Annotated in this window: 21 protein-coding genes and 1 tRNA gene; 11 read left to right on the forward strand and 11 right to left on the reverse strand. The window is 67.8% G+C overall.

Annotation, left to right across the window (positions count from 1 at the left end; translation table 11 throughout):
* The first annotated feature begins 41 nt into the window (after positions 1-41).
* From AB7V09_RS11890 to AB7V09_RS11905, 4 genes are all read left to right on the forward strand, one after another.
* Positions 42-779, forward strand: coding sequence for a glutamine amidotransferase-related protein (locus AB7V09_RS11890; protein WP_009747696.1), 738 nt, complete (start codon positions 42-44; stop codon positions 777-779).
* A 90-nt stretch (positions 780-869) separates the two neighbouring features.
* Positions 870-2309 (forward strand): annexin A7, encoded by a 1440-nt coding sequence (locus AB7V09_RS11895; RefSeq protein WP_419143883.1) that lies wholly within the window; start codon positions 870-872, stop codon positions 2307-2309.
* A 438-nt stretch (positions 2310-2747) separates the two neighbouring features.
* Complete coding sequence (locus tag AB7V09_RS11900; protein WP_419143884.1) at positions 2748-3794, forward strand: hypothetical protein; 1047 nt, start codon at positions 2748-2750, stop codon at positions 3792-3794.
* Positions 3795-3964: 170 nt separating this feature from the next.
* Positions 3965-4297 carry a hypothetical protein gene (locus AB7V09_RS11905; RefSeq protein WP_419143885.1) on the forward strand — a complete coding sequence of 111 codons (333 nt, stop codon included), beginning with the start codon at positions 3965-3967 and terminating at the stop codon, positions 4295-4297.
* A 91-nt stretch (positions 4298-4388) separates the two neighbouring features.
* Here AB7V09_RS11905 and AB7V09_RS11910 read toward each other — a convergent pair whose 3' ends face one another.
* The 6 genes from AB7V09_RS11910 to AB7V09_RS11935 form a co-directional block, all read right to left on the reverse strand.
* The gene (locus tag AB7V09_RS11910) at positions 4389-5075 is read right to left on the reverse strand and encodes an SDR family oxidoreductase (protein ID WP_009406653.1); all 687 of its coding nucleotides are present in this window, start codon (positions 5073-5075) and stop codon (positions 4389-4391) included.
* A 151-nt stretch (positions 5076-5226) separates the two neighbouring features.
* Positions 5227-5961, reverse strand: a complete 735-nt coding sequence (locus AB7V09_RS11915; RefSeq protein ID WP_419143886.1) for a glutamine amidotransferase — start codon at positions 5959-5961, stop codon at positions 5227-5229.
* A 67-nt stretch (positions 5962-6028) separates the two neighbouring features.
* Positions 6029-6850, reverse strand: coding sequence for a purine-nucleoside phosphorylase (locus AB7V09_RS11920; RefSeq protein ID WP_070511183.1), 822 nt, complete (start codon positions 6848-6850; stop codon positions 6029-6031).
* Between the two features lie 247 nt (positions 6851-7097).
* Positions 7098-7610, reverse strand: a complete 513-nt coding sequence (locus tag AB7V09_RS11925) for a hypothetical protein (RefSeq protein ID WP_009406658.1) — start codon at positions 7608-7610, stop codon at positions 7098-7100.
* Positions 7603-7791 (reverse strand): helix-turn-helix transcriptional regulator, encoded by a 189-nt coding sequence (locus tag AB7V09_RS11930; RefSeq protein ID WP_009406659.1) that lies wholly within the window; start codon positions 7789-7791, stop codon positions 7603-7605. The genes AB7V09_RS11925 and AB7V09_RS11930 overlap by 8 nt, the downstream gene beginning before the upstream one ends.
* A 36-nt stretch (positions 7792-7827) precedes the next feature.
* Positions 7828-8223 (reverse strand): PTS sugar transporter, encoded by a 396-nt coding sequence (locus AB7V09_RS11935; RefSeq protein ID WP_254654096.1) that lies wholly within the window; start codon positions 8221-8223, stop codon positions 7828-7830.
* A gap of 303 nt (positions 8224-8526) precedes the next feature.
* Between AB7V09_RS11935 and AB7V09_RS11940 the strand changes: the two genes are divergently transcribed.
* Together AB7V09_RS11940 and AB7V09_RS11945 are read left to right on the forward strand one after the other, a co-directional pair.
* Entirely contained in the window at positions 8527-8895 is a 369-nt protein-coding gene (locus AB7V09_RS11940; RefSeq protein WP_279014591.1) for a hypothetical protein, read from the forward strand.
* A gap of 144 nt (positions 8896-9039) precedes the next feature.
* Entirely contained in the window at positions 9040-12000 is a 2961-nt protein-coding gene (locus AB7V09_RS11945; RefSeq protein ID WP_419143887.1) for an ATP-dependent RNA helicase, read from the forward strand.
* A gap of 164 nt (positions 12001-12164) precedes the next feature.
* Here AB7V09_RS11945 and AB7V09_RS11950 read toward each other — a convergent pair whose 3' ends face one another.
* Entirely contained in the window at positions 12165-12629 is a 465-nt protein-coding gene (locus AB7V09_RS11950) for a nuclear transport factor 2 family protein (protein ID WP_075373987.1), read from the reverse strand.
* 195 nt (positions 12630-12824) lie between these two features.
* Between AB7V09_RS11950 and AB7V09_RS11955 the strand changes: the two genes are divergently transcribed.
* Complete coding sequence (locus AB7V09_RS11955) at positions 12825-13409, forward strand: Panacea domain-containing protein (RefSeq protein ID WP_419143888.1); 585 nt, start codon at positions 12825-12827, stop codon at positions 13407-13409.
* A complete protein-coding gene (locus AB7V09_RS11960; RefSeq protein ID WP_419143889.1) occupies positions 13406-13798 on the forward strand; it encodes a type II toxin-antitoxin system death-on-curing family toxin in 393 nt (130 codons plus the stop codon). Before AB7V09_RS11955 ends, AB7V09_RS11960 begins: the two co-directional genes overlap by 4 nt.
* Before the next feature lie 245 nt (positions 13799-14043).
* On the opposite strand, the gene AB7V09_RS11965 is transcribed toward AB7V09_RS11960, so the two are convergent.
* Together AB7V09_RS11965 and AB7V09_RS11970 are read right to left on the reverse strand one after the other, a co-directional pair.
* A tRNA-Ser gene (locus AB7V09_RS11965) sits at positions 14044-14132 on the reverse strand.
* Positions 14133-14262: 130 nt separating this feature from the next.
* Complete coding sequence (locus tag AB7V09_RS11970) at positions 14263-14853, reverse strand: nucleoside deaminase (RefSeq protein WP_419143890.1); 591 nt, start codon at positions 14851-14853, stop codon at positions 14263-14265.
* 157 nt (positions 14854-15010) lie between these two features.
* Between AB7V09_RS11970 and betT the strand changes: the two genes are divergently transcribed.
* Positions 15011-17245, forward strand: a complete 2235-nt coding sequence (betT, locus tag AB7V09_RS11975; protein WP_314158292.1) for a choline BCCT transporter BetT — start codon at positions 15011-15013, stop codon at positions 17243-17245.
* 305 nt (positions 17246-17550) lie between these two features.
* Here betT and AB7V09_RS11980 read toward each other — a convergent pair whose 3' ends face one another.
* Positions 17551-18414, reverse strand: coding sequence for an aldo/keto reductase (locus tag AB7V09_RS11980; protein WP_419143891.1), 864 nt, complete (start codon positions 18412-18414; stop codon positions 17551-17553).
* Between the two features lie 695 nt (positions 18415-19109).
* Here AB7V09_RS11980 and upp point away from each other — a divergent pair.
* Positions 19110-19748, forward strand: coding sequence for a uracil phosphoribosyltransferase (gene upp, locus AB7V09_RS11985; RefSeq protein ID WP_003788190.1), 639 nt, complete (start codon positions 19110-19112; stop codon positions 19746-19748).
* Positions 19749-19849: 101 nt separating this feature from the next.
* Positions 19850-21871, forward strand: a complete 2022-nt coding sequence (locus tag AB7V09_RS11990) for a hypothetical protein (RefSeq protein WP_419143892.1) — start codon at positions 19850-19852, stop codon at positions 21869-21871.
* Positions 21872-22000: 129 nt separating this feature from the next.
* Here AB7V09_RS11990 and AB7V09_RS11995 read toward each other — a convergent pair whose 3' ends face one another.
* Positions 22001-22819: an MT-A70 family methyltransferase gene (locus tag AB7V09_RS11995; RefSeq protein WP_419143893.1), complete on the reverse strand. Its 819-nt coding sequence runs from the start codon at positions 22817-22819 to the stop codon at positions 22001-22003.
* Between the last annotated feature and the right edge of the window lie 290 nt (positions 22820-23109).

Raw genomic sequence — 23109 nt, forward strand, 5'->3', positions numbered from 1 at the left:
GCACGGCCACGCCCGGCCAACCGGTCCCCTACAGTGGTCCCGTGAAGCCTTTCATCATGGTGACCACGCGCCCCGAGCACGAGGCGGCGCAGGACGAGTACGAGTCCTTCCTGGCTCAGAGCGGTCTATCGCGCGATGACCTGCAGCACATCGCCCTGGAGGAGGTCGATTTCCTCGACTCCTTCACCGCGGCCGATGTCTCCGGGGTCCTCATCGGGGCCAGCCCCTACAACGCGGACACGCCGGCGGCCGAGAAGACCCGCAGTCAGCTCAACGTCGAGGAGCAGATCCGCGAGCTGCTCGGGGTGATCCTCAAGGAAGGCATTCCCCTTCTGGCCACGGGCGTCGCGCTCCAGGTGCTGGCCGCCTACCTGGGCACCGGGACGCAGGAGGAGTTCGGTGAGGAGCTGGGCGCCGTCGACCTCTTCCTGACGGCCGAGGGCCGCGAGGACCCGGTCCTGAAGGGGCTCCCCCAGGTGGTCACGGTCTTCGCCGGCCACTACGAGGGCGTCGGGGAGGTGCCCGCGCACGCGACCCTGCTGGCGAGCTCGCCGGACTGCCCGGTCCAGATGCTGCGCGTGGGCAGGAACGTCTACGCCTGCCAGTTCAACCCCGAGCTCGACGCCGTCCAGTTCGAGCGGCGTGTCAGTATCTACGACGAGGCCGGTTACGGGGACCCGGACATGAGCGAGGACATCCTCACCCAGGCCCGGTCCTCCGAGGCGCACGACGCCGGACAGATCATCCGCAACTTCGTCTCGTACTTCACCCGCAGCTGAGCTGCCGATCCTTGGGGCCGCACGCCCCGAACGACTCGGGGATCCAGGCGCAGCTCTGGAGCTGAGAGCCACGATCATCAGGACGTTGTCATGACTTACCCGCCCGCCTATCCGCCGCCACAGGGACACAGCGGCCCACCGAGCCCGCAGTACCCGCCGCAGGCCGCCTATGGCTCTGCTCCGGTAAGCGCCCCGCAGGGCGGGGCGACCTACGGGCAGGCGCCGACGCCGGCCGGTCACGGCGCGTACATGCCCCCCGCGCAGAGCGCGATTCCGACCCAGTCGGTATTGCACCCACCCGGGGCGTCCGCCTTCCCAGGCCAGCCCTATCCGCCTGCGCCGGCACATGCCTTGACGCCGCAGTATCAGCCGTACCAGCCGCAACAGCAGCAGTTCCAGCAGTTTCAGCAAGGCGCGGGCTCGGGCACCGGGTCGGCATACCTGAGCGGAGCAGTCACCGCACCGGGCTACCCCTCCTCTGCCAGACCACCGCGGCTGGGCAGCCCTCAGCCAGGAACGACCTCATCACAACCCTTGGGTGCGCCACACCAGGTGCCATGGCGCGGGTTGAAAGCGGCGGCACTGGTCATGATGATCGTTGGCTGTGCCCTTGAGGTCGTCATCTATATCACCTTCCTTCTCACTTTCGCGCGGGGCGATACATGGTGGTCAGCCATCATTCCGACACTCTTATTCATCGTCGCCACACCAGCGATCTGGTGGCATTATTTCGGATTGCGTCGCCTATTCCGCAACCAGCCAGTCACTGAGATGCTAGGGCTCTCACTGTGGTTCGGCTACGGGGTACTCATCATACCCATTGCCGGCACCAACAAGGACCCGTACGCCGGCGTGCAAGACTTCACCATTGTCCTCCTATTCATCGTCACCGCAGTGGGCGCCATCCTCACCACACGCCTCAATCAGCACTTAAGGACTCCGCAGCCATGGCCCACCACCCTGGCCATAGGCGCCTGCCAGTTCGTACTCATCAACAGCGCCGTGCACATTTCATACCTCACCATATCGGCCTACGTGACCATATCGGCAGGAAAGAGCCTCAGCGACCACACAACCAGCGCCTGGTTCATATGGTCGGAATCAGGGGGCGCAGGCCTTTCCGTCACGACAGGGCTACTCATTTTTACCATCGTCACATCCCTGGCTGCCGCAGGCCTGTTCCTGGGAATGCGGCGCCCTTCCAGCACATCCTTCCGAATCGTGTCCACGAGCGCCGTCTCACTATTTACGCTCTATAACATCGTCGTCGTCCTCGCCTACGGGTTGCCCACCGTTGGCGAGTACGCTTTTCAGCCATCCAGCACAGGAATCGTGATGGCGATCATCATCGGCCAGGGAGCCCTCCTCATCGGTTCGACGCTGATGGCCGGACGCCGATCCGCGGCCGCTCCTCCCAGTGGCCACAGCCGGTACCACGATGGCGCCGTGAGCACAGCCGGCCCCCACGGCATGCAGAACCGCTTCAGCAGGCAGCACCGCTCCCAGTCACAGTGGGGGAGCGGGTACTGATCCCGCCCCACCACCGCGGGGTCGGCACACGACATCACCTCGGTCATCGACACCGACCGACAGGTCAAGCACAATGCCGATATGCGGCAGCCACCTCAACCTCAGAGCAGCTACACACCGACACCGTCGGGCACCGAAGGGCACAGCCCGGCGACGCCATACGGCGTGATGCCACACGGGCCGCACACCCCCGTATCGCCACCGCATGCGACCTTCTCGGCAGGCCACAGCCCCCAGAGCGGGCAGCGGGCCCACTACCCCTATCTTTTCCAGGCCCAGGCCGCCCCTCCAACACAGCCGGTGGCGCCGCACCTGTCCAGCATCGGCCAGCCCGCCAGCAGTATCGTCACCAACGGGGCTGATATTGATCCCTATTCGGCAGGGCCCACTGCCAGCTTCCCCAGGTTCGCCCCCGCTCCAACTCCCGGGCCCCTCCCCGTGATCCCGCAGCCGCAGCCGTTAGCGCCGCCAGCACCGGTCAGCGCGCCGCCACTCGTCGTCACCCGCACAACCGCCTCGCCCTCACCCACCCGCTGGAGGCGAGACCGGATCATCGCCCTCGTCACAGCCCTGATCGCCTGCGGTGCTCAGGTCGCGTGGGTCCTCTACGACCTCCACAGGCAACCCAGATTCACCGCCCCTCCGGGCTTCACGCTGGATTTCATCCTGTACCTGCTCTTCTATGCCCTCGGCACCCCGGGCGTCTGGTGGTTCTTCCTTCACTTTTCGTCTCTGAAAGCCATCTTTGAGAACCGCCCGACCTCGGTCATGGTCGCCGCGACTTTTCAGATACTGCTCATCGACGTCTTGATATTCAACGACAGTATCATTGTCACCCCTATGCCGATCCTGTGCCTCCTGACAACCGGGAGCGCCGCAATCGCCGCAACCATCATGAATCAACACACGCCCGCTGCGCGACCATGGTCTGTCACGATCGGATTAGCAGCCAACCTCTTCATTCTCGTCATAGCACTCCATCAGCTGGCGAACTCTGTGAGATACATAGTGGGCGGCACCGACATAAGTGAGCACACAATCAACGTCTGGATGGCGATATCACTCCAGCCGACCCCTTTAGGAGCGCCTCTCGTCGGCGGCATCTTCCTCATGATCACGACGGCCTTGATCACCTCCGCCAGCCTCTACCTAGGTTCTCAGAGCCGTTACACAGTGGCGTTCTCACGCGTCGTCGGCATCGCACCATTAGTCATGGTACTCACGAACGTGTACATCCTCCTCGCCTATGGCATTTCCGTCACTTCCATCAACTCCATGCTCGGTTTTTCCAGCATGGGCCACGGGTTCCCATACGCCTCCTTCCGAGCATGGGGCTCATCGATCCTGCTGGGAGCCATCGCCGTCGGAATCATGGTGCTGCTACACCGACGCACGTCCACCACGAAGCACGAGACGCCTCAGTTCGCACCGGTAGCCACAAACACGCAACAGCCCCAGTACGTGAACTACCGGCCCTACATGTAGGGGAAGCCTCTACCCATCACGCACCCCTCACGACACACAGTGAGCAGAGTCACTCACTTATCCCCATCCGCTGCCCCATCGGTTACGAACTCCTGGTGACGGCGCACTACGTCGGTGCGCCACCACTCACCTGGCCACGTCGCCAGCCCATGCCACCAAGGAGTTCTCCTATGCGTACTCGCAAGATCGTGTCAGCTGCCCTGCTCGTTGCCGCCCTCGCCGTCGGCACCGCCGCCTGCGGCTCCACGAATGCCGACAAGGACAAGATGGAGCAGACCTCCACCCCGAACGGCACCATGAGTGACGGCAAGATGTCCGATGGAAAGATGAGCGACGGCAAGACCGAGGACGGGAAGATGTCGGATGGCAAGATGTCCGACAACCCAACCTCCAGCAGCATGTCGGACGACAAGATGAGCGACGACAAGATGTCGGACGGCAAGATGAGCGACGACAAGATGTCGGCCGCCCCTTCGGCCAGCGCCATGAGCGACGGCAAGTAGACCTCACCATGACCCGAACGGGCTCCGGTCCACATTCACTCAATGAGTGCGGACCGGAGCCTTTCTGATGCCTACCCCACGAAGGTGGCGATCATGACAGGTCGGCGTACTCCTGCGGTACGTCAGCAACAGCCTGGGCTATGGGGGTGTCGCCGTCGTAGAAGGGGATGACCTTACCGATACTGGCCGGCTCGGCGAGCACGGCGGTGATAACGCGGGCGACGTTCCCACGCGACGTCGGCGCCTTCGAGGTCGGGGTGCCCTTGGGGACGCGCGCCACGGTGATAGCACCGGTGGGTTCATCCAGGGTCAGCAGGCCCGGCCCCAAGATCGTCCAGGCCAGGTCGGTGGTCTGCAGGTGTCGGTCTGCCGCGATCTTGGCAATGGCGTAGGCGCGCAGCGGGTGGTCGTCGGGAACCTCGCCGTAGGCGGTGAGGAAGGAGACCATGACGTAGCGCGTGACCCCGGCTGCGGCGGCGGCCTCCATGGAGCGGATGGCGGCGGCACGGTCGACGGCGTCGGTACGCTCCGGGCCTCCCTTGCCGCCGGCCCCGGCGGACCAGACGATCGCGTCAGCACCGGCGAAGACCCGGGTGAGCTCAGCGACGTCGGCTTCCTCGACGGACAGGACCAGCGGGGTGGCTCCGGTGGCGGCAACGTCGGCGGAGTGGTCAGGGTTGCGGATGAGGGAGACGACCTCGTGGCCGGCATCCACGAGCAGCGGGGCGGCCAGCAGCGCGACCTTGCCGTGACCTCCGATCATGACGATGCGGGACATAAGCGAGCCCTTTCTGTACGTTCCCGGAGCATTCGGGGCCGATCAGACACATCGCCCCGGGTGATGCCCCACTATCCACCCCACTTGCACCGTACGCATCCCCTTCCCGCGCTGCACGAACTGGGGCATCGCGCCGACGACGCGGCGACCGTCAGTCGCGGGCGTGGACGGCCACGAAGTTGGCCAGGAGCTTCCAGGAGTCGGAGACGTCGACGAGGCGCACGCGGGCCTGGAGGTCGGCGAGCTCGTCGTCGGCGAAGTAGCCGTGACCGGCGTAGAAGCCGAGCCTGTGGGCGAGGTAGTCGCCGTCGAGCTCGGGGTGGAACTGGGTGGCGTACAGGTTGGCCCCGATCCGGAACATCTGGACCGGGCAGGCCTCACCGGTTCCCAGGACGACGGCGTGGGGCGGCAGCGTCGTGACCGCCTCCTTGTGGGCGACGAAGGCCTGGAAGACCTTCGGGACGCCCGCGCAGACGGGGTCGGCCAGGCCGGCCTCGGTGAGAGTGACGTCGGGGGCGGTGACGGCCTCGCCGTAGGTGGTGTCGACAACGGCGCCCTGGTGGCAGGCGAGCGTGCCCACGCCGTAGCAGGCGCCGAAGAAGGGGAAGTCGGCCTCGACGACGCGGTCGAGCAGGCCGGAGAGCTCGGCCTCGACCCGCTTCTGGGTGGCGGACTTCTTCTCCGCCGGGGTGGAGGCGTTGAAGGGGGAGCCGCCCACGAGGATGCCGGACCAGTCGTCCAGGTCGACCTGGGGCAGGGACTGAGACTCCAGGCGCAGGCGGCGGAGCGTGGACTCGTCCAGGCCGGTGCGCTTGAGGAACGCCTCGTACTCGGCGTCGGCGGGCTCATCGTCGCTGCGGGTGGCCAGGAAGAGGAAGGGTTTCACGAGATGACCTTAACGGGGGCCGGCGGCCTGGGCAGCATCCTTTTCCACGCCGTTCCCAGAATCACGTTCAGGAACCGGCCCGCAGACTTCTGAGGATCTCCTCGACGGCGGCCAGGGTGACTCCGGAGGCCTGCCTCAGGGAGAGCTGCGCCCGCCCGAGGTTCCCGCCGGCGGCCGGGGCGTCGAGGTAGGTCAGGGCGGAGACCGCCACGCCCCTCGAGGCCAGGACCATGGCTTCGGCCACGGAGTCGGTCACGGCGGCGTCGGCACCCAAGGAGACCAGGGCGCGTGACTCGGCCGGGCTCGGGCGCAGGGGCCCGGGCACGAGGGCGACGACGGAGCTGCCGCTCACGCCGCGCAGGCTCCCCAGGCGCTCGGTGAGCGTCGCGTCCCAGCCCGCCGAGACCATGCCGGGGGCCGGGAAGAGGGAACCACCCGAGACATTGAGGTGGTCGGCGACGACGCGCACCTGTCCCGGCGCCGAGCCGCCGGCCACATCACCGGAGCCGCGCAGCGGGGTGGCGCGCGTGACGAGCAGGGCGGCGCGCAGGCGGGCCCCGCTGGCGATCCGGGCCAGCGCCGTCGCACCGCGCGCGGCCCCACCCTCGTACATGCTGGTGCGCCCACGGGCGACGAGGACGCCGAGTCCACCGCGCTCGTAGGACACGAGCGCGTCCTCGTGGCCGGGGGCGCTGGGGGCCTCGACACCGGGCAGGAAGGACAGGCGCACTCGGGCCGAGGGTCGGCCCCAGGCCTGGTCGAGGTCGCGCAGGAAGGCGGGCTCGGCGATGACGAGGAGGTCGTGGCGGGCGCGGCCCGTGGCCAGGAGGATGGAGGCGCCGTCGGGGTCCTCGTCCCAGATTCCTGGCGGGGCGGACTGCTGGACCATGGATTCTCCTCGGGTGCGCCCGGGGCGGGCGGTGGGACAGGGAACGATGGCCGGCGCGGGGCGCCGGTCAGGGTGGAGCGAAGTCTACGCGAAGACGCCGGTGGCCGCCGCCCGTAGCCACCCCACGCTCACCAACCAAAACTTCAGAATCGACGCGGCTCCGGGTCGATTATGAAGATTTTGTCGATCTGTGTGCGGGCCAGGCGGTGCACCGAGCGGGCGGCAGGCTCGGGCGCCCCTCCACGATCTACATCGTGCGGTTGAAGTAGATGCTTCCTCCGATGAAACTGAGCAGCTGCAGCCACAGGACGATGGCAAGGGCAGGCGTCATCGGCCCTCCGAAGGCCCCCACGGCGCCAACGACAACATTGCCGAAGAACCCGACGACACCGGCGAGGGCCCAGGCCCGTTGCGAGGCGGCCCTGTCCCGTTCGTCCTCCCGCTTCTCGAGCTCCCGGACGACGAAGGTCTCGTATCCGAACCTCTTGGCAACAAGCAGGGCGACAAGCGCCAGCATTACGGCCGTTCCCCCGCTGGCGGCACCGTAGAGGAAGCCGTTGCGCATCGGGATCGCCAAGGCAGCCACCCATAGGAGGACCACGATGACGGTGCCGGACGTCATGCCTGCGGCGGCGATCCGCCGTGGCCTGGCGTCCTTCAGGCCCGCCCGAGCACTCGGCATCGAGTCGGAGGAGGACGAACCGGCGGCCGCAGCGGAGGAAGGGGTGGGCGTGGGCGGCGTGGGCTCTGACTCAGACATGGAAGATCTCCTCAACAGTGGTCTCGAAGTAGCGGGCGATGGCGATGGCCAAGGGAAGGGAGGGGTCGTACTTGCCCTTCTCGATGGAGTTGATGCTCTGTCTGGAGACACCCAGGGCGACTCCGAGCTGGGCCTGGGTGAGACCGCGGGCCTCGCGCAGGCCGCGCACGTCGTTATCCACGGCCCTCACCGCCCGGGGCGCGGCGAGACAACCAGCTCATGCCGCAGCCGCGTTCCGGACGGCGCGCAGTCGCGGGGACAGCCACGCGACACCGATGATGGACACGCTGACCATGGCGGCGCCTATGAGGTGAACGACCAGCAGAAGTGGTCCGGTGGAGAGATGACTGGTCGCCGGGAACACGAAGCCCACCATGATGCCGGTGGGGAGGGAGCAGACGAGACCGGCTTGCTGCCCGCTGAGCTTCTTGAGGAGCTCGGGCGCCTCCTCGGCACGGACCTCGGGCAGATGGCGAGCCGAGTACCGGTAGACGAGCAGGTAGAGGACGATCCCGGCGACGATGCCACCGACCACCCCGGCAACGAAGGTGACAGCGGAGGAGGTCGACGACGTGGCGGCCAGGACAGAAGGAGCGGAGACGGCGGAGAGCATGGCGATCATCCCTTGATTAGCCAATCACCCCGAGAGAGGGTGTCATGTTTGCTTGACATGTCCAGTGTGCTTGACAGAGCCGACCATGTCAAGCGTGCTTCACTCGAAGAGTCCGGGCCGCCCAGACTCATCAACAAAAAATTCAGAATCGACGCGGCTCCGGGTCGATTCTGAAGATTTTGTCGATCTGCGCGCGGGCCAGGCGGTGCGCTGGGTGCGTGCGGACCAGCAGCGCACCACCTTCACGCAAACGTTATTGCACACAATGTGCAAGAAAAATGGAGTATCGCTTAGCATCCCGCCATGGCTGAGCGCACGTACACCATTAATGCACCAATCGATCAAGTTCGATCAATCGTTACCGAGTTCTTCACTCAGGAGGGGTGGACTGTCGCGCCCTTCTCCGCCGATACCCTCCAGATCACCCGCGGCAAGAAGGGCATGTCCATCGCCTTCGGCGCCCTCATGGGCAGCAACTTCTATCTTTCGCAGAACCTGCAGTTCGGGACCGGTCCGCACGGCGAGACCCTGGTGCGCTACCTGTCCTCGACGGGGTCGGCCATCATCGGCGGCGCCCTCGGCATGCGCAAGGCCGTCAAGACGCACGCCGAGTACGCCGAGAAGCTCGCCGACGCCCTGCAGGCGCGAGACATCCTCATGAGCGTGCGGTAGCCGCCGCCACCTGCGCGTCTCCCCTCGTCCCTATCCACCCACTGCGCCTCCGGTCCTCCGCCGACCGGGGGCCATCTGCTGCTCAGCTCCCGCCCCCGGTCCGACGTCGGCCCCGTCCACTCCCCCACCGGGCACAATCGGGGCATGACTCGCACCGGGCCGCAGAGCCGCAAGCAGCCTCCGCAGACCGACCCCATCAGGGCGCTGCTCGCCTCGCCGCCGGACCTGCCGGTGGTCGAGGTGCTGCCCGAGCTGCGCGACCGCCTCTCCCCCAGCCCCTCCGCCTCCGACGACGCAGGCGCCGGCGCCTGCCTGGTCCTCACCGCCCCGCCCGGCACCGGTAAGACGACGCTCGTCCCGCCGCTTCTGGCCGACGTCCTTACCGACGTCGCTGCCAGCGCCCCGCAGCATGCCCAAGAACGCCGGCCGGGCCGCGTCGTCGTCACCCAGCCGCGACGCATCGCCGCCCGCGCAGCCGCCCGCCGCCTGGCCGACCTCCTGGGAGAGGAAGTCGGCGGCACCGTCGGATACGCGGTGCGCGGGGAGCGACGCGCCGGCCCGGACACGCGGATCGAGGTCGTCACCGCCGGGCTCCTCCTGCGCCGTCTCCAGCGTGACCCGGAGCTGAGCGGCGTCGATGCCGTCATCCTCGACGAGGTCCACGAGCGCTCCTTGGACAGCGACCTGCTCCTGGCCCTCCTGGCGGACGCGCGCGCCGCCCTGCGCGAGGACCTCACCCTCGTGGCCATGTCCGCCACGCTCGACGCCGACCGCCTGCGCCGCATCCTGGGCGGCTCCTCAGGCGGCTCGCTGGATGGAGCCGCCCCGCTGGTGGAGGTGCCCGGTCGCCTCCACCCCCTTGAGGAGGTGTGGGCGCCGCCGGGGCGCACCGGTCGCCTGGGGCCGCGCGGGGTGCCGCGGGAGTTCCTCGCCCACGTCGCCGCCACCGTGGAGCGGGCCCTGGCCGAGCGCTCCGGCGACGTGCTGGTCTTCCTGCCCGGGGCCCGCGAGGTCGACGACGTCGTCTCCCGTCTGCGCGGTGCGGTCCCTGAGGGCGTGGACGTCCTGCCGCTGCACGGTCGCCTGCCCGCGAGCGCCCAGGACGCGGCCCTGGCCCCGAGCCCAGCGGGGCGGCGGCGCGTCGTGGTGGCCACGAACGTGGCGGAGTCCTCGCTGACGGTGCCCGGGGTGCGGGTGGTGGTGGACTCCACGCTGGCGCGCGAGCCGCGCCTGGACGTGGCCCGCTCCATGAGTGGCCTGGTGACGGTGGGGGTCTCGCGGGCGGCCGGGGTGCAGCGGGCCGGGCGGGCGGGGCGCGAGGGGCCCGGCGTCGTCTACCGCTGCTGCTCGCCGACGGACTGGGCGCGTTCGCCGCTGGCTCCGACCCCGGAGATCCTCTCGGCCGACCTCACCGGTGCGGCCCTGGAGCTGGCCGTGTGGGGTGTGCCCGACGGCGCGGGGCTGGCCTGGGTCGATGAGCCGCCGGCCGCGGCGCTGGCGGCCGCCCGGGAGGCCTTGGAGCGCCTGGGCCTGGCCGGCGCCGATGGCGTGACGCCCCTGGGTCGGGCGGTGGCCGGGTTGCCGGCGGGCGTGCGGGAGGCGCGGGCCCTGCTGGCGACGGCACCGGTCCTGGGGGCGCGGCGGGCGGCGCGGGCGACAGCGCTGCTGACCGCCGACCTGCGCGCGCCCGGCGGGGACCTGACGGCCCTGGCTCGACAGGTGCGCGGCGGCGGGGCCGGGTCGGGGGCCTGGAAGGCGGAGGCGCGCCGACTGGAGCAGGCCTGCCAGCGCGCCGCCGCCGAGCAGTCGGGGACCCCTGAGGCCCCGGGCTCCGCGAGCGGTGGACCACAGGCACCTGACGCGTTGGGAACCTCCGGTTCGCCGGGCACCGGGCGCGGCCGGGAGGGGGCTGGCCGGCCCGACGGCGTCGGCGGGGACGCTCTCGGGGGCGGCGATGGCGCCGGGGCGCACGACCTGGAGTCGGCGGTGGCGCTGGTGGCCGGGACGGCGCAGCCGCAGTGGATCGCGCGACGTCGAGGACCGGCTCCGCAGGCAGGCAAGGAGGCGCACTACGCGAGCGTCGCCGGGACCGGTCTGCGCCTGCCGGCGGGCTCGGCGCTGGCGGAGTCCGAGTGGCTGGCGGTGGCCGGCGTGGACCTGACCAGTGGGCGCGGCGACGCACTCATCCGGGCCGCGGCGCCCCTCGCTGAGCAGGCGGCCCTGGAGCTGGCCGGGGCCTGGCTGACCGAGGAGGAGCGCACCGTCTGGGAGGGCGGGCGGCTGCGCACGGAGCGCCTGCGCCGCCTGGGGGCCATCACACTCACCACCACCCCGGGGCCGCCGCCGGGTCCGACGGCGGTGGCGGAGGCCGTCGTCGCACGGGTGCGCGCTGAGGGGGCCGATGCCGGCCTGGGCGTACTGCCGTGGGATGAGGAGGCGCTCAGCCTGCGCGCCCGACTTGCCCTGCTGCACGAGCACCTGGGTGAGCCCTGGCCGGATATGAGCGATGCGGCCCTGGCCGAGCGGGCCGAGGAGTGGCTGGCACCGGCGGTGACGAGCCTGGCCGGGCAGGCCGGAGGGTCAAACGGAGCAAGCGGGCCGGGAGGATCGGCGTCGGGCTCGGGGGGCCGGCGTTTCAGCCTGGAGCGGCTGGACGTGGCCCAGGCGCTGCGGGCGCTGCTGCCGTGGCCGCAGGCGGCGCGCCTGGACGATCTGGTGCCCGAACGGATCGAGGTCCCCTCCGGCTCACAGGTGCGGGTGGACTACACGGGGGCGCTCGGCGGGGCGGCCGGGGCCGCTGGCTCGGCGGGCTCAGCAGGCTCGGCCGAGGCCGGGCGGGCGGGTCGGCCGGTGCTGGCGGTGCGGGTCCAGGAGTGCTTCGGCTGGGCGGCCACGCCGCGGATCGTGGAGGGCCGGGTGTCGGTACTGCTGCACCTGCTCTCTCCGGCGCGCCGTCCGGTGGCGGTCACCGACGACCTGACCTCCTTCTGGGAGCAGGGCTACCCGCAGGTGCGCGCCGAGATGCGGGGCCGCTACCCCAAGCACGCCTGGCCGGAGGATCCGTGGAACGCACCCGCGACGAGGGGGAGTGGACGACGTCGGTAGGTGGGGGCGAAACTCACCGGGGCAGTCCGAGGACGGCGACGGCGGTTGCCGGCCCGTCAGTCCTGCCAGCACCACCGGGGCACGCCGGGCCCCGACCCGAACCGCTCACGAACCGCCCCGGCCGGCTCACCGGCGCGGAGGGCAACCGCCCGGGCGTCGGGGCCTCACCAGGTGGAGGCGTCCAGGCGGCTGAAGCGGAAGCCGGTGGGGTTGCGCTCGGTGTCGGGGTCGGCGTCGGGCACGACGTATCCGACGATCTGGAGGTTCCAGGTGCCGCGCCCGCCCCACAGGGTGGCCGTGGTGCGGGTGCGGCCGCGCACCACCGGGAAGCCGGCGATGGTGTCGGGCTGGACGGAGACGACCTCGTGGGAGTGGTAGCGCATGGCGCCGTTGGCGATGTCGCCGAGCCACTCGACCTTGGGCTGGGGGTAGCCGGTCATGTGGGTCAGGACGCAGTAGTCGGTGAGCAGGGCGTCGATCGCCTTGGTGTCAGCGGCGACCATGGCGTCGCACAGGAGCGAGTAGAGGTCAGCGGCCGCGCGCGGCGCGATCTCGGAGGCGTGGGGGTGCGGGTGGACCTGAGTGCGGGAACGGGACAGGGTTCGGGATTCGTGGGGACGGCGACTCATAGGCCAAGAGTACGGCCCGACGTCGAATATATGAGGGACCAACAGCGCTCCGTGCGGTTGACAGAGATCAGGCCTCGAAACGAAGCAGCACAGCGAGTGAGAACTACATCACAGGTTGACACTGAATGTCTCTCAATGAGTTACACTTGAGATAATAATATCTCGGGTCAACGCACAGAATTGAGGTGACAACCGGTGACCACGAGCCTCACAAATTCCACACAGACTACCGTGAATGCTTCATCGGAAATCCTTGCGACGACAAGGCTTCTTCGCGAATTCGACCCGAGCGCAGACTCAATGAAGACCCAGAAACTCCTCTACTTCATTCAGGGTTCCTACCTTGCCCAGACAGGAAAGCCTCTATTCCCCGAGTCACCTCAGGCATGGACCTATGGCCCAGTTTACCCCCGCGTTTACTTTGACATTCGAAACAACCGAGGGGCAATTCAACATGCGAACACTTCCATTCTCACAAATGCGCAGCGAGAACTGATTGCTGCGGTCGTAGAGAAGTTCAAGGGAATCTCGGCGACCTCTCTCATGAAAAAGACCCACGAGCCTGGACCGTGGACCGAAGCACGCACAGGCCTTCCCGACGGAGCCTCTTCCCAAAAGAGCATTACACATCAGTCGATGATGCGTTACTTCTCGCGCCCCGGGATGGCAATTGTTTCACCTCACACTTGCTCTGAGAGTCGCTGGGACGAGCTTCCCGAAGGCCTCATGGAGTCCGAGGAGAAACGGTGGGCAGGCCTCCTAGCTCGCCTTGCTTCGTGAGCGGCGATCTGGCATGTGCGCTACGCATTTTTGCCATCAGCTACAATAAGCGCACCTGCGGAGATCAGCATTTACTTATCGGAGCCGACAGACTCAGATCAGCATGCGGCCGACCGTTCCACACTTTCGACGGATATCCCATCGCTCCATCGGTGGCCGGTCGTGCCGCTCTGATTCTTGACGGAATCAATCAAGCCCATCCCTTCCAAGATGGAAACAAACGCACGTCCTGGATGTGCATGATCTATTTCTTGGCTCAATCAGGGTATTTACTTGACTACGAACCCGACGAGACGGCTGAAGATTTTGTTCTTAACCTTGTGAACCATTCGATCACCATTGAGCAGGCAACGGAATGGATCGCTGACCGCCTAGTCTCACGCTCATAGAACAGGACCCATCCGGCTCAGTAGGAACTGCTTGACACCAAACCAGGGACACAGCCTGGGCCCCACCGCGCAAATTTCAAATTCTACCGATCGGAGGCCAGCGCTACTCCACAAGCCCCCGGCCCTCGTGCAGTACGGGCGCCTCACGACGTCGAGCAGCCACCGGCCATCAACACGGGCAGCGCCGCAACCGGCAACGCGAAGGGCCCGCCGCACAGCTCCTGGCTGCTCGGCGGGCCCTCCCGTGGCGGTAGCGCTGGGATTCGAACCCAGGGTGGCTATGAACCACACAGACTTTCGAGATCTGCACCTTCGGCCGCTCGGACACGCTACCTCGCCCACGAGGTTACACGGACGTTGCCCCGCTCCCCAACGCAATGTCCTGCGGTATCAGTCACGACCGACGTCGTGCCCGGCAAGCCCCGGGGCTCACCGAGCCCGGCGGGCCCAGCCGGCGGGGCCCGTCAGCGGCGGTCGGCGAAGAAGGCGGTCAGGAGGTCCTGGGACTCCTGGGCGCGCAGGCCGGCGCGCACCTCGACCTGGTGGTTGGCGCGGGTGTCGCGCACGACGTCGCGCACCGAGCCGCAGGCCCCGGTCCGCGGCTCCCAGGCCCCCAGGACGAGTCGGGCCACCCGGGCCAGGACGATGGCGCCAGCGCACATGGTGCACGGCTCGAGGGTGACCACGAGGGTGCAGCCGTCCAGGTGGGAGTCGCCCAGAGCGGCGCCGGCGGCGCGCAGGGCGCGGATCTCGGCGTGCGCCGTCGGGTCGTGCTCGGCCTCGCGGGCATTGGCGGCCTCGGCGAGGACCGCCCCCTCCGGCGAGAGCACGACAGCGCCCACCGGCACCTCCCCCGCCGCGCCCGCCGCCCGGGCCAGCTCCAGGGCGCGCAACATGGCGGCGTCGATGACCGGGCCGGCGGCCGGGCTGAGGGACGGCTTGATGACCCTGCCGCCGCCCCGGCCCCCGGCGAGACCCGCCCGCCCACCGGGCGCGCCGGCGTCGGAGCCCGGGCTGAACCGGCTCGGCGGCTGCGTAGAAGGTGAAGACGTCACGACTTCATTATCTCGTTATAGGCTCCCGACGACATGCCCGGGCTCGGACGGTCAGCCGTCCCACCGGTCACCGGCGGCCCCGGCGCCGCGCCCCGGGCCAGCACCCCAAACCCCGCCACGATCCCATAGAAGACCCCACGAAGAACGGAGCAGGTCGGTGAGCCGGTCCCCCGAATCGAGCGATGAGAGCGAGTCCGCGCCAGGCGGTTCCGTTCCGGGAGCCTCCCGGCCGGCCCCGTCGTCGGACCGCTTCTCAGTGCTGCGGCTCCCCGGCGGATCCCTCCCCGGCACCCTGCTCGGCAAGCTGCCCGGCAAGGAGCCCCTCAACCCGGTGGTGTTCTTCGTATCGGCCACCATCATCGCGATCGTCGCCCTGGCCGCGCTCATCGCCCCCGACCTCGTCAAGAGCGCCTTCGGGGCGGCCGTGACCTGGACGAGCCGATGGTTCGGGTCCTTTTACATCCTGCTCATCACGGCCGCGCTCGTCTTCATCCTGGGGCTGGCCTTCTCCCGCTTCGGGCGCATCCGCCTGGGCCCGGACAACTCGACGCCGGACTTCTCCACCTTCGCCTGGACGGCCATGCTCTTCGCCGCCGGCATCGGCACCGAGATCCTGTTCTTCGCCGTCGCCGAGCCGGTCGACCAGTTCGTGCACCCGCCCACCGGCGACGCCCAGGCCATCCCCCCGGCCGCCCGCGCCCGCGAAGCCATCGTCCTGTCCCTGTTCCACTACGGCATCTCCGGCTGGGGCCTGTACGCCCTGGTGGGCCTGGCCATGGCCTACTTCGCCTACCGACGCCGCGATACCCTCACGCTGCGCTCCACCCTGCGCCCGCTGCTGGGGCGGCACACCGAGGGCGTCATCGGCGACATCGTCGACGCCGCAGCCCTGGTCGGCGGGGTCTTCGGCATCGCGGCCTCGCTGGGGGTCGGCGTCGTCCAGCTGAACGTGGCCCTCAACATCCTGTTCGGGCTGCCGCAGGGCTTCCCCACCCAGATCGGGCTGACCGCCCTGGCCGTCATCATGGCCACCGTCTCGGCCGTCTCCGGCGTCGACCGAGGCGTGCGCGTCCTGTCCACCATCAACGTGCTGCTGGCCATCGGCCTGGCCCTGTGGGTGCTCATCACCGGTGACGCCGCTTTTCTCATCGACGCGCTCATCGGCTCCATCGGCGACTTCTTCACCCGCTTCCCGCAGCTGACGCTGGAGACCTACGCCTACAACCGTCCCGATGACTGGCTCAACGCCTGGACCCTGTTCTTCTGGGCGTGGTGGATCGCCTGGGCGGCCTTCGTGGGCATGTTCCTGGCCCGCATCTCACGCGGCCGCACCATCCGCCAGTTCGTGCTCGGCAGCCTCCTGCTGCCCTTCTGCTACATCCTCATGTGGGTGGCGATCTTCGGCAACCACGCCCTGGACCTGGTCATCCGCGGCAACGGCGAGTTCCGGGACATCACCCTGGAGCGCCCCGAGCAGGGGCTGTACTGGATCCTGGAGCACCTGCCGGGCCAGAAGATCCTCATCGCCCTGGCGCTGTTCGTGGGGATCCTCTTCTACGTCACCAGCGCCGACTCCGGCGCCCTGGTGATGGCCAACCTCTCCAGCCGTATCCGCTCGGCGCGTCAGGACGCCGCCGCCTGGCTGCGGATCTTCTGGGCCGCCCTGACCGGGATTCTCACCATCGCGATGCTCGTGGCCGGCGGCATCCCCATCCTGCAGCAGGCCACGATCGTCATGGCGCTGCCCTTCTCCGGGGTCCTCATCCTCATCATGTACACCCTGTGGCGCTCCCTGAGCACCGAGGACACCTACAACCAGGCCCTGAGTCAGGCCAACAGCAACCGGGCCCTGGGCTTCAACGGCTCGGCCGCGGGGCTGGAGCAGACGCCCTGGCGCGAGCGCCTGACGCACACCCTCAACTCGGTCTCCCCCGACGAGGCCGGCAACGCCATGGAGCGGCGCATCGTGCCGGCCCTGGAGGCGGTGGCCACCGAGCTGCGCAAGGAGAACGTCTCCGCCGAGGTCTTCGTCGAGGGCCCCGAGGCCCAGGACCCCGACGACGAGCGCACCTTCCTGGGGCGCGCCAGCCTGGTGGTCTCCTCCCACCCGGCCACCGACAGCGGCGAGGAGCAGTCCAGCTCCATCGACTCCTTCCGCTACGTGGTGCGCATGGTGGTCACGCCGGTGCCCGCCTACGGCTTCGCGGTCCACGAGGCCGACGACCTCACAGTGCGCCTCGAGGTGCGCCCGCACAGCGGCGGCCAGGGCTACGACGTCGTCGACTGGAACTCCGACCAGGTGGCCCACGACGTCCTCGACCACTACGAGCGCTGGCTGGAGTACGTGGGCACCTCCGAGAAGAGCGAGTCCCGGTTCTCCCGCCGGCTCTGAGGCGTACTCCCGCGCCCGCTGTCGGGCCTGCCCCGGGCTCGATTCCTCCCCGCCATCGACCGGTCTACCCCGGCCCACCGTCTCCTCACCGCCGTCTCTCAGTGCACCCCCAACACTGACGGGGACATTGCGCGCAGCCGGGGACTCTTTCTTCTGGGCGGGGGCATCCTGCGCGTGCGGGGACGGGATTCCTGTCCCCGAAGGCGTCGAAGGTCCCCGGCCGGAGTAGACCACACCTGGCCGCGTCGAATGTCCCCGCCAGACATGGCCGCCGGTAGCCGGATGCGGCCACCGGCGGCCCGAGGTCAGTCCGCCTCGACCGTGTAGGAGGCGAGGCGCTCCTGGAAGGCGGGGTCGTAGTGGTTGACGACGCCCTGTCCCTCGTCGAGCGCGGCGATGGCCCGCATGTCGGCGTCGTCGAGCTGGAAGTCGGTGACGTCGAAGTTGGTGACCATGCGCTCGCGGTGGACCGTCTTGGGGATGACGATGATGTCGAGCTGGATGAGGTAGCGCAGGGCCACCTGGGCGGCGGTCTTGCCGTGCTTCTCGCCGACTGCGGTGAGCACCGGGTTGGTGAAGATGTTGTTGCGGCCCTGGGCGAGCGGCCCCCACGACTCCAGGGCGGTGTCGTACTTGGCGTACCAGGCGCGGTTGTCGGCCTGCTGGTTGAAGACGTGGGTCTCCATCTGGTTGACGGCCGGCGGCACCTCGACGTGCTGCGCCAGGTCCACGAACCGGTCGGGGAAGAAGTTGGAGACGCCAATGGCGCGGACCTTGCCGGCGGCCAGGGCCTTCTCCATGGCGCGGTAGGTGCCGTAGTAGTCGCCGAAGGGCTGGTGGACGAGCAGCAGGTCGATGTAGTCGGTGCCCAGGCGGCGCAGGGAGCCGTCGATGGAGCGCGCGGCGCGCTCCTCCCCGGCGTTGGAGATCCACACCTTGGTGGTCAGGAAGAGGTCCTCGCGGGGCAGTCCGCTGGCGGCGACGGCCGCGCCCACGCCCTCCTCGTTGCGGTAGGCCTGGGCGGTGTCGACGTGGCGGTAGCCGACCTCGAAGGCCTCGAGCACGGCGCGCTCGGTCTCCTCCGGCGGGGTCAGGAAGACGCCGTAGCCGATCTGCGGGATGTCGACGCCGTTGTTGAGAGTGATGGTGGGGGCGGAGCCGTTGGCCATGAGTTCTCCTTCGATGCGGTCGGTGTCAGCAACCTAGCCCCGCAGGCGGGCGGGATGTCGTCCCTTTCGCGCCGGGCCCAACTGGCGTGCGGGCTGCCCGGCGTGCGCGTGGCGCCCATGCCCAGCCACCGACGGGGACATCCTGCGCGGCCGGGGACTTTTCCTTACGGCCAGGGGCATCTCACGCGTGCGGGGACCGGAATCCTGTCCCCAACGGCGTCGAATGCCCCCGCCCGGTGCAGACTGCACCCGGCCGCACAGAATGTCCCCGGCCGCACAGCACGGGATGGGGCCTGCGGGCGGACCCGCCACCCGTGAGAGAGACGTTGGGTGTCTGGGAGCGGTTGGGGCGGGGTTGTGCATCGGGAAGCGGTGGCGCGCGGTGGCCGAAACGGCCCCTACGGCGGGCCCGATGTCCAAATCGGATACAAAGGGCTCTGCCGGAGTGAAACGGGCGAAACGAAACCGCATGATTCCGCGGTTCTCATGCAGCCCTGAAGAACGCGAAGCGTCCTTTGTATCCGATTTGGACACAACACGGTCAGCGTCGCAAGATCTCAGCGGGGACACCGGCGGCAACTCCGACGCCAGCGACGCATCCAGTCCACCGGTGCGACGTGACCCCACCGTGGGCGCGCACGAGGCCCGCACGCGTTGCGACGGTGCGAACCCGGCTGCGGCATTAGGCTGTCCCCATGCGCCTCCACGTTGCCGACCACCCCCTCATCGACCACAAGCTCTCCGTCCTGCGCGACGAGAGGACACCGTCGGCGGTCTTCCGCCAGCTGGTGGACGAGCTCGTCACCCTGCTCGCCTACGAGGCCACCCGCGAGGTGCGCACCGAGGAGGTGGAGATCCGCACCCCCGTGGCGCTGGCCCAGTGCCGCCGCCTGGCCGACCCGCGGCCGATCGTGGTGCCGATCCTGCGCGCGGGCCTGGGGATGCTGGAGGGCATGACCCGCCTGCTGCCCACGGCGGAGGTCGGCTTCCTGGGGATGAAGCGCGACGAGGACACCCTGGAGGTGGAGACCTACGCCAACCGCCTGCCCGATGACCTCTCGGGCCGCCAGTGCTTCGTCGTCGACCCCATGCTCGCCACCGGTCACACCCTCGTGGCCGCCATCGACTACCTGCTGGAGCGCGGGGCGCGCGACGTCACCGCACTGTGCCTCATCGCCGCGCCCGAGGGGGTCAAGACGCTGGAGGATGCGGTCGGCGAGCGCGCGAACGTCACGGTGGTGACCGCCGGGGTTGACGAGCGCCTCAACGAGCACGCCTACATCGTGCCCGGTCTGGGCGACGCCGGGGACCGCCTCTACGGCATCGTCGACTGACTCACCGCTCCTCCCGCCCGCGTCATGTCAACGACGCGGGCGGGAGGCTGATGTGCTCATTCTGTGACCTCGAGCCATAGATTTCGTTAGGCTCGGGAGACATGACGATGGGGCACTCACCTTCTTCCGGCGACTACGACGCGACAACGGCCCTCAGCAGGTTCGCCTCGCCGCAGGACCTCGAGCGGATCGCCGAGACCCGTCCCGACCTGCACTCGATCCTGGCGACCAACCCGTCGATCCCGCCTCGGGTGCGCAAGATACTGGAGCGGTCCGACGACGCCGTCGTACGGGAGGTGCTGGCGCGCCAGGCCGGTCGTGGTGCTCAGCCGGCGCGGCCAGCACAGTCTCCTGTCCCGGGCGAGATCGGCCCGATGGCTCCGACGATGGCGGTGGGGACAGCTGGAGCGGCATGGGCGCCAGCCCAGCAGGCGGCGTCCACCAGCTCTGGGTACGCGCAGGTTGCTCAGGAGTATGGCGGTCACCAGCTGGGGGCGTCCGGAGCGGCACCGCAGGCAGGTTCGCTTCAGGGGCCCTCCCCTCAGGGGTATGGGGCCGTGGAGCCTCAGAGCCCGCAGGGCCCGCCCCCGCAGGTCGCTCAGGCGGCGCAGCCCGTCGCGCCGCCGCCAGCCGGCCAGGGGTATTCGGCGCCCTCGATGCAGGCAGCGGCTCAGCCCCTGGACCAGCAGACCGCAATGCCGCCCGGGGTGCCGAGCCGGGTGCCGTCGGAATACGTACTGGGCCGCGGCCAGGCTTATGACTCAGGGCAGGCATCCGGTCCGGGGCAGCCGGTCGCACCGGCCTATGAGACACCAATGTATGCGCCGCCGGCGCAGGCCCCGAAGAAGCGCCGTCTGCTCAAGGTGGTCGCTGTCGTTCTGCCGATCATTCTCGTTCTGGGCGCTGGAGGTGCGGCCGCCTGGTACTTCCTGGGGCGCAGCGAGGTCTACTTGGGTTCAACGTACGTGACTCCGTCGAATGCCTGGACCAAAGGTGCGGACAAGGCCTGGAGCATCGACGTCGCATCCTTTGAGGATCCTTTTGTTTTCGGGGATCATCTCCTGACAGTCGACAAGAACACTGGAGAGATCACCGCTTACGGCCCGCTGGGCGATAACATCAAGGAAACATGGAAGACCACCATTGACGACGAGGACTTCACGTCATCATACGATGACTCACTCGCTCTCATGCAATGGGGCAGCAACACACTGGTCTACAAGTCCACCCTCATTGACCTGAAAACCGGAAAGACCTCAAAGGCACCCTGGGGTAGCAGCAACTCCGCATTAATCGTCGGCGATACCGCCATTTTCTGCAAGGAAAGCGACAAGTGTACCGCCTGGGGTGCGGACAAGAAACAGAAGTGGTCGCGCACGATCGCCGGGGCGGGAAGACCCTTTGACTCACTGACCACATACAGTACGACCTTTCTAGTCAGAGACAATCAGCGTTATCTGGCACTGTTGAACGCCATCATCGACATCGATAGCGGAGAGACCCGGTTCCTCGGCGGAGGCTCGAAGGCCGACTCAGACTTCATAACCTGGTACTTCCAGGACGGTTGGGGAACTCTGGAGGCAGAGGACAAATCTGATTCCGATTCGAGTTCGTCAGCCGACCAGGAGTACAAAGTGACAGTTTATGATTTCAAGGGGAAGAAACAGGGCAGCTATCGACAGAACCTGCCTTCAAAGGAGACTGTTGTCGAGGAAGATAAAAAGCTCCTCACAGCCGAGGAGCATCGCACCTACTTCAAGGACCAGGACTTCAGTGACGCCAGCCTGACTGCAAGATCAAACAGCGACGGCTGCGTCACCCGGATCAAGCCCAAGCAAGGCAGTTCCTTCAGTGTTCCGGAGGCGGACACAAACACCATATCCTCCGGGTGCCCGTCTGTGGCGAAGAGCTCTCAAGATGGCAGCATCGTCAAGCTGATGATACTGGGCAAAGGGGACGTCAACCGGATCAGTGCGCTCATGAACGTTAAGACCGGGAAGGAAATTAAGTTCAGCGGAATCGACTTGGAGAATGAGGATACGCTCATCATGGCCAAGCCCGACCTCGTCATCGGCTACAACAAGTTTGACGGCAAGGTCATCGGTTTCAAACCGGCCTCCTAGGGTGGTGCCGCTGCGGCATTGATACGGCGCTTTCAGTGACGTTCCGCATGGTCGGGCGCGGTCTACTCCAGCCTGGGATACCTCACTCACAGGGCGCCCGGACTCCTGTCCCGACGGCGTCGAACGCCCTCACTCTCGCAGCTCCACGCCACCCTTGACCAAGAGGCTCCGTACCCGCGTGATGGAGTATCCCGACTGTGTCGAAATCTGTTGAACTGACGCCCCCTTCACGTACTCATCGGCCATGATCCGGGCGACGCGATCCGAGAGCCAGTCGCTCATCTGCTCATCGGATTCCAGGTCAGGCAGGGGGTCGATGTCGCCGCCGGCGTATCCCCGCTGAGCCTTCCCCTGCGGCGTGATCTCTTCATCCGACTCATTACCCCACACGGACCAGCCGGGTTGCGCGTAGCGGGCGAACATCTCCAGGTACGGCCCCGGCGAGCATGACTCAATGAGGTCGTACTGCTCGTCGGGCTTGCGACTGTGCTCACGCTTGCGCGTCTCGATCATATTGACCGTTGAGCGCCCCGGCGCCAACGTTCTCAAGGATCCTTTGACCCCGAACAGGATCGGCTCTGTGACATTGCGGAAGTAGAAGCCGACGCCGCGGCCATCCGGCCCGCCGTCCTTGCGCCGCTTCGCCCAGATGATATTCGAGACGTAGCGGAACCCCCATGCCTGCATGACCTCCAGGCCCTCCGGAAGCAAGGCGTTGGGAACCCACAGGTACAGGTGGGCATTCACTGCGGTCACGTCACCGACCGGGAGCTCTTTGATCTCCTCGAGGGACATCGTCCCGTACCTGCCCAGACGACGGTGCTCGGGAGCGACCTTGCCGGTTCGATTGGTGAACCGCCACGGAGGGTCGGCCAGAACGGTCTGGAATCCTCCTTCTACCGTAGGAAGTGGAGCGATTTCCGCAGAGGATTCCAGAGCCTTGGACACCCGTTAGATGTACCAGAGATAGATCTGGTTTGTCACCCATGAGGCTTTTACGTGGATGGGGACCACTCGCGTCCCATGTCATCAAGCCGGACTGCTGGCAGTTCCGCGCTGAGGGCCGGCTGGACTGGCGCGGATCGCACCTGCCTGCGGCCGCAGACGACCGTGTCTCCGACACCGGCGGGGACATTCCGCGCGGCCGGGCGCCGTGCACTCGGTGGGGTCTGGTGGTGGATGCACCACTCGTGGGAGGGGTGTTTTGTGTCTGGTTCTGGGGTTGGTCAGGATGTGCG

The organism is Actinomyces sp. SKVG-SVH-4(1) (assembly GCF_048514265.1).
GTDB lineage: Bacteria > Actinomycetota > Actinomycetes > Actinomycetales > Actinomycetaceae > Actinomyces > Actinomyces oris.

Excerpts from the sequence above, each read along its gene's own strand:
- AB7V09_RS11940 (WP_279014591.1), top strand. The coding sequence starts at position 8,527 with ATGGCTGAGCGCACGTACACCATTAATGCACCAATCGATCAAGTTCGA.
- AB7V09_RS11935 (WP_254654096.1), bottom strand. The coding sequence starts at position 8,223 with ATGCTCTCCGCCGTCTCCGCTCCTTCTGTCCTGGCCGCCACGTCGTCG.
- AB7V09_RS11920 (WP_070511183.1), bottom strand. The coding sequence starts at position 6,850 with ATGGTCCAGCAGTCCGCCCCGCCAGGAATCTGGGACGAGGACCCCGAC.
- AB7V09_RS11950 (WP_075373987.1), bottom strand. The coding sequence starts at position 12,629 with ATGAGTCGCCGTCCCCACGAATCCCGAACCCTGTCCCGTTCCCGCACT.
- AB7V09_RS11925 (WP_009406658.1), bottom strand. The coding sequence starts at position 7,610 with ATGTCTGAGTCAGAGCCCACGCCGCCCACGCCCACCCCTTCCTCCGCT.
- AB7V09_RS11990 (WP_419143892.1), top strand. The coding sequence starts at position 19,850 with ATGACGATGGGGCACTCACCTTCTTCCGGCGACTACGACGCGACAACG.
- AB7V09_RS11895 (WP_419143883.1), top strand. The coding sequence starts at position 870 with ATGACTTACCCGCCCGCCTATCCGCCGCCACAGGGACACAGCGGCCCA.
- upp (WP_003788190.1), top strand. The coding sequence starts at position 19,110 with ATGCGCCTCCACGTTGCCGACCACCCCCTCATCGACCACAAGCTCTCC.
- AB7V09_RS11980 (WP_419143891.1), bottom strand. The coding sequence starts at position 18,414 with ATGGCCAACGGCTCCGCCCCCACCATCACTCTCAACAACGGCGTCGAC.
- AB7V09_RS11945 (WP_419143887.1), top strand. The coding sequence starts at position 9,040 with ATGACTCGCACCGGGCCGCAGAGCCGCAAGCAGCCTCCGCAGACCGAC.
- AB7V09_RS11910 (WP_009406653.1), bottom strand. The coding sequence starts at position 5,075 with ATGTCCCGCATCGTCATGATCGGAGGTCACGGCAAGGTCGCGCTGCTG.
- AB7V09_RS11905 (WP_419143885.1), top strand. The coding sequence starts at position 3,965 with ATGCGTACTCGCAAGATCGTGTCAGCTGCCCTGCTCGTTGCCGCCCTC.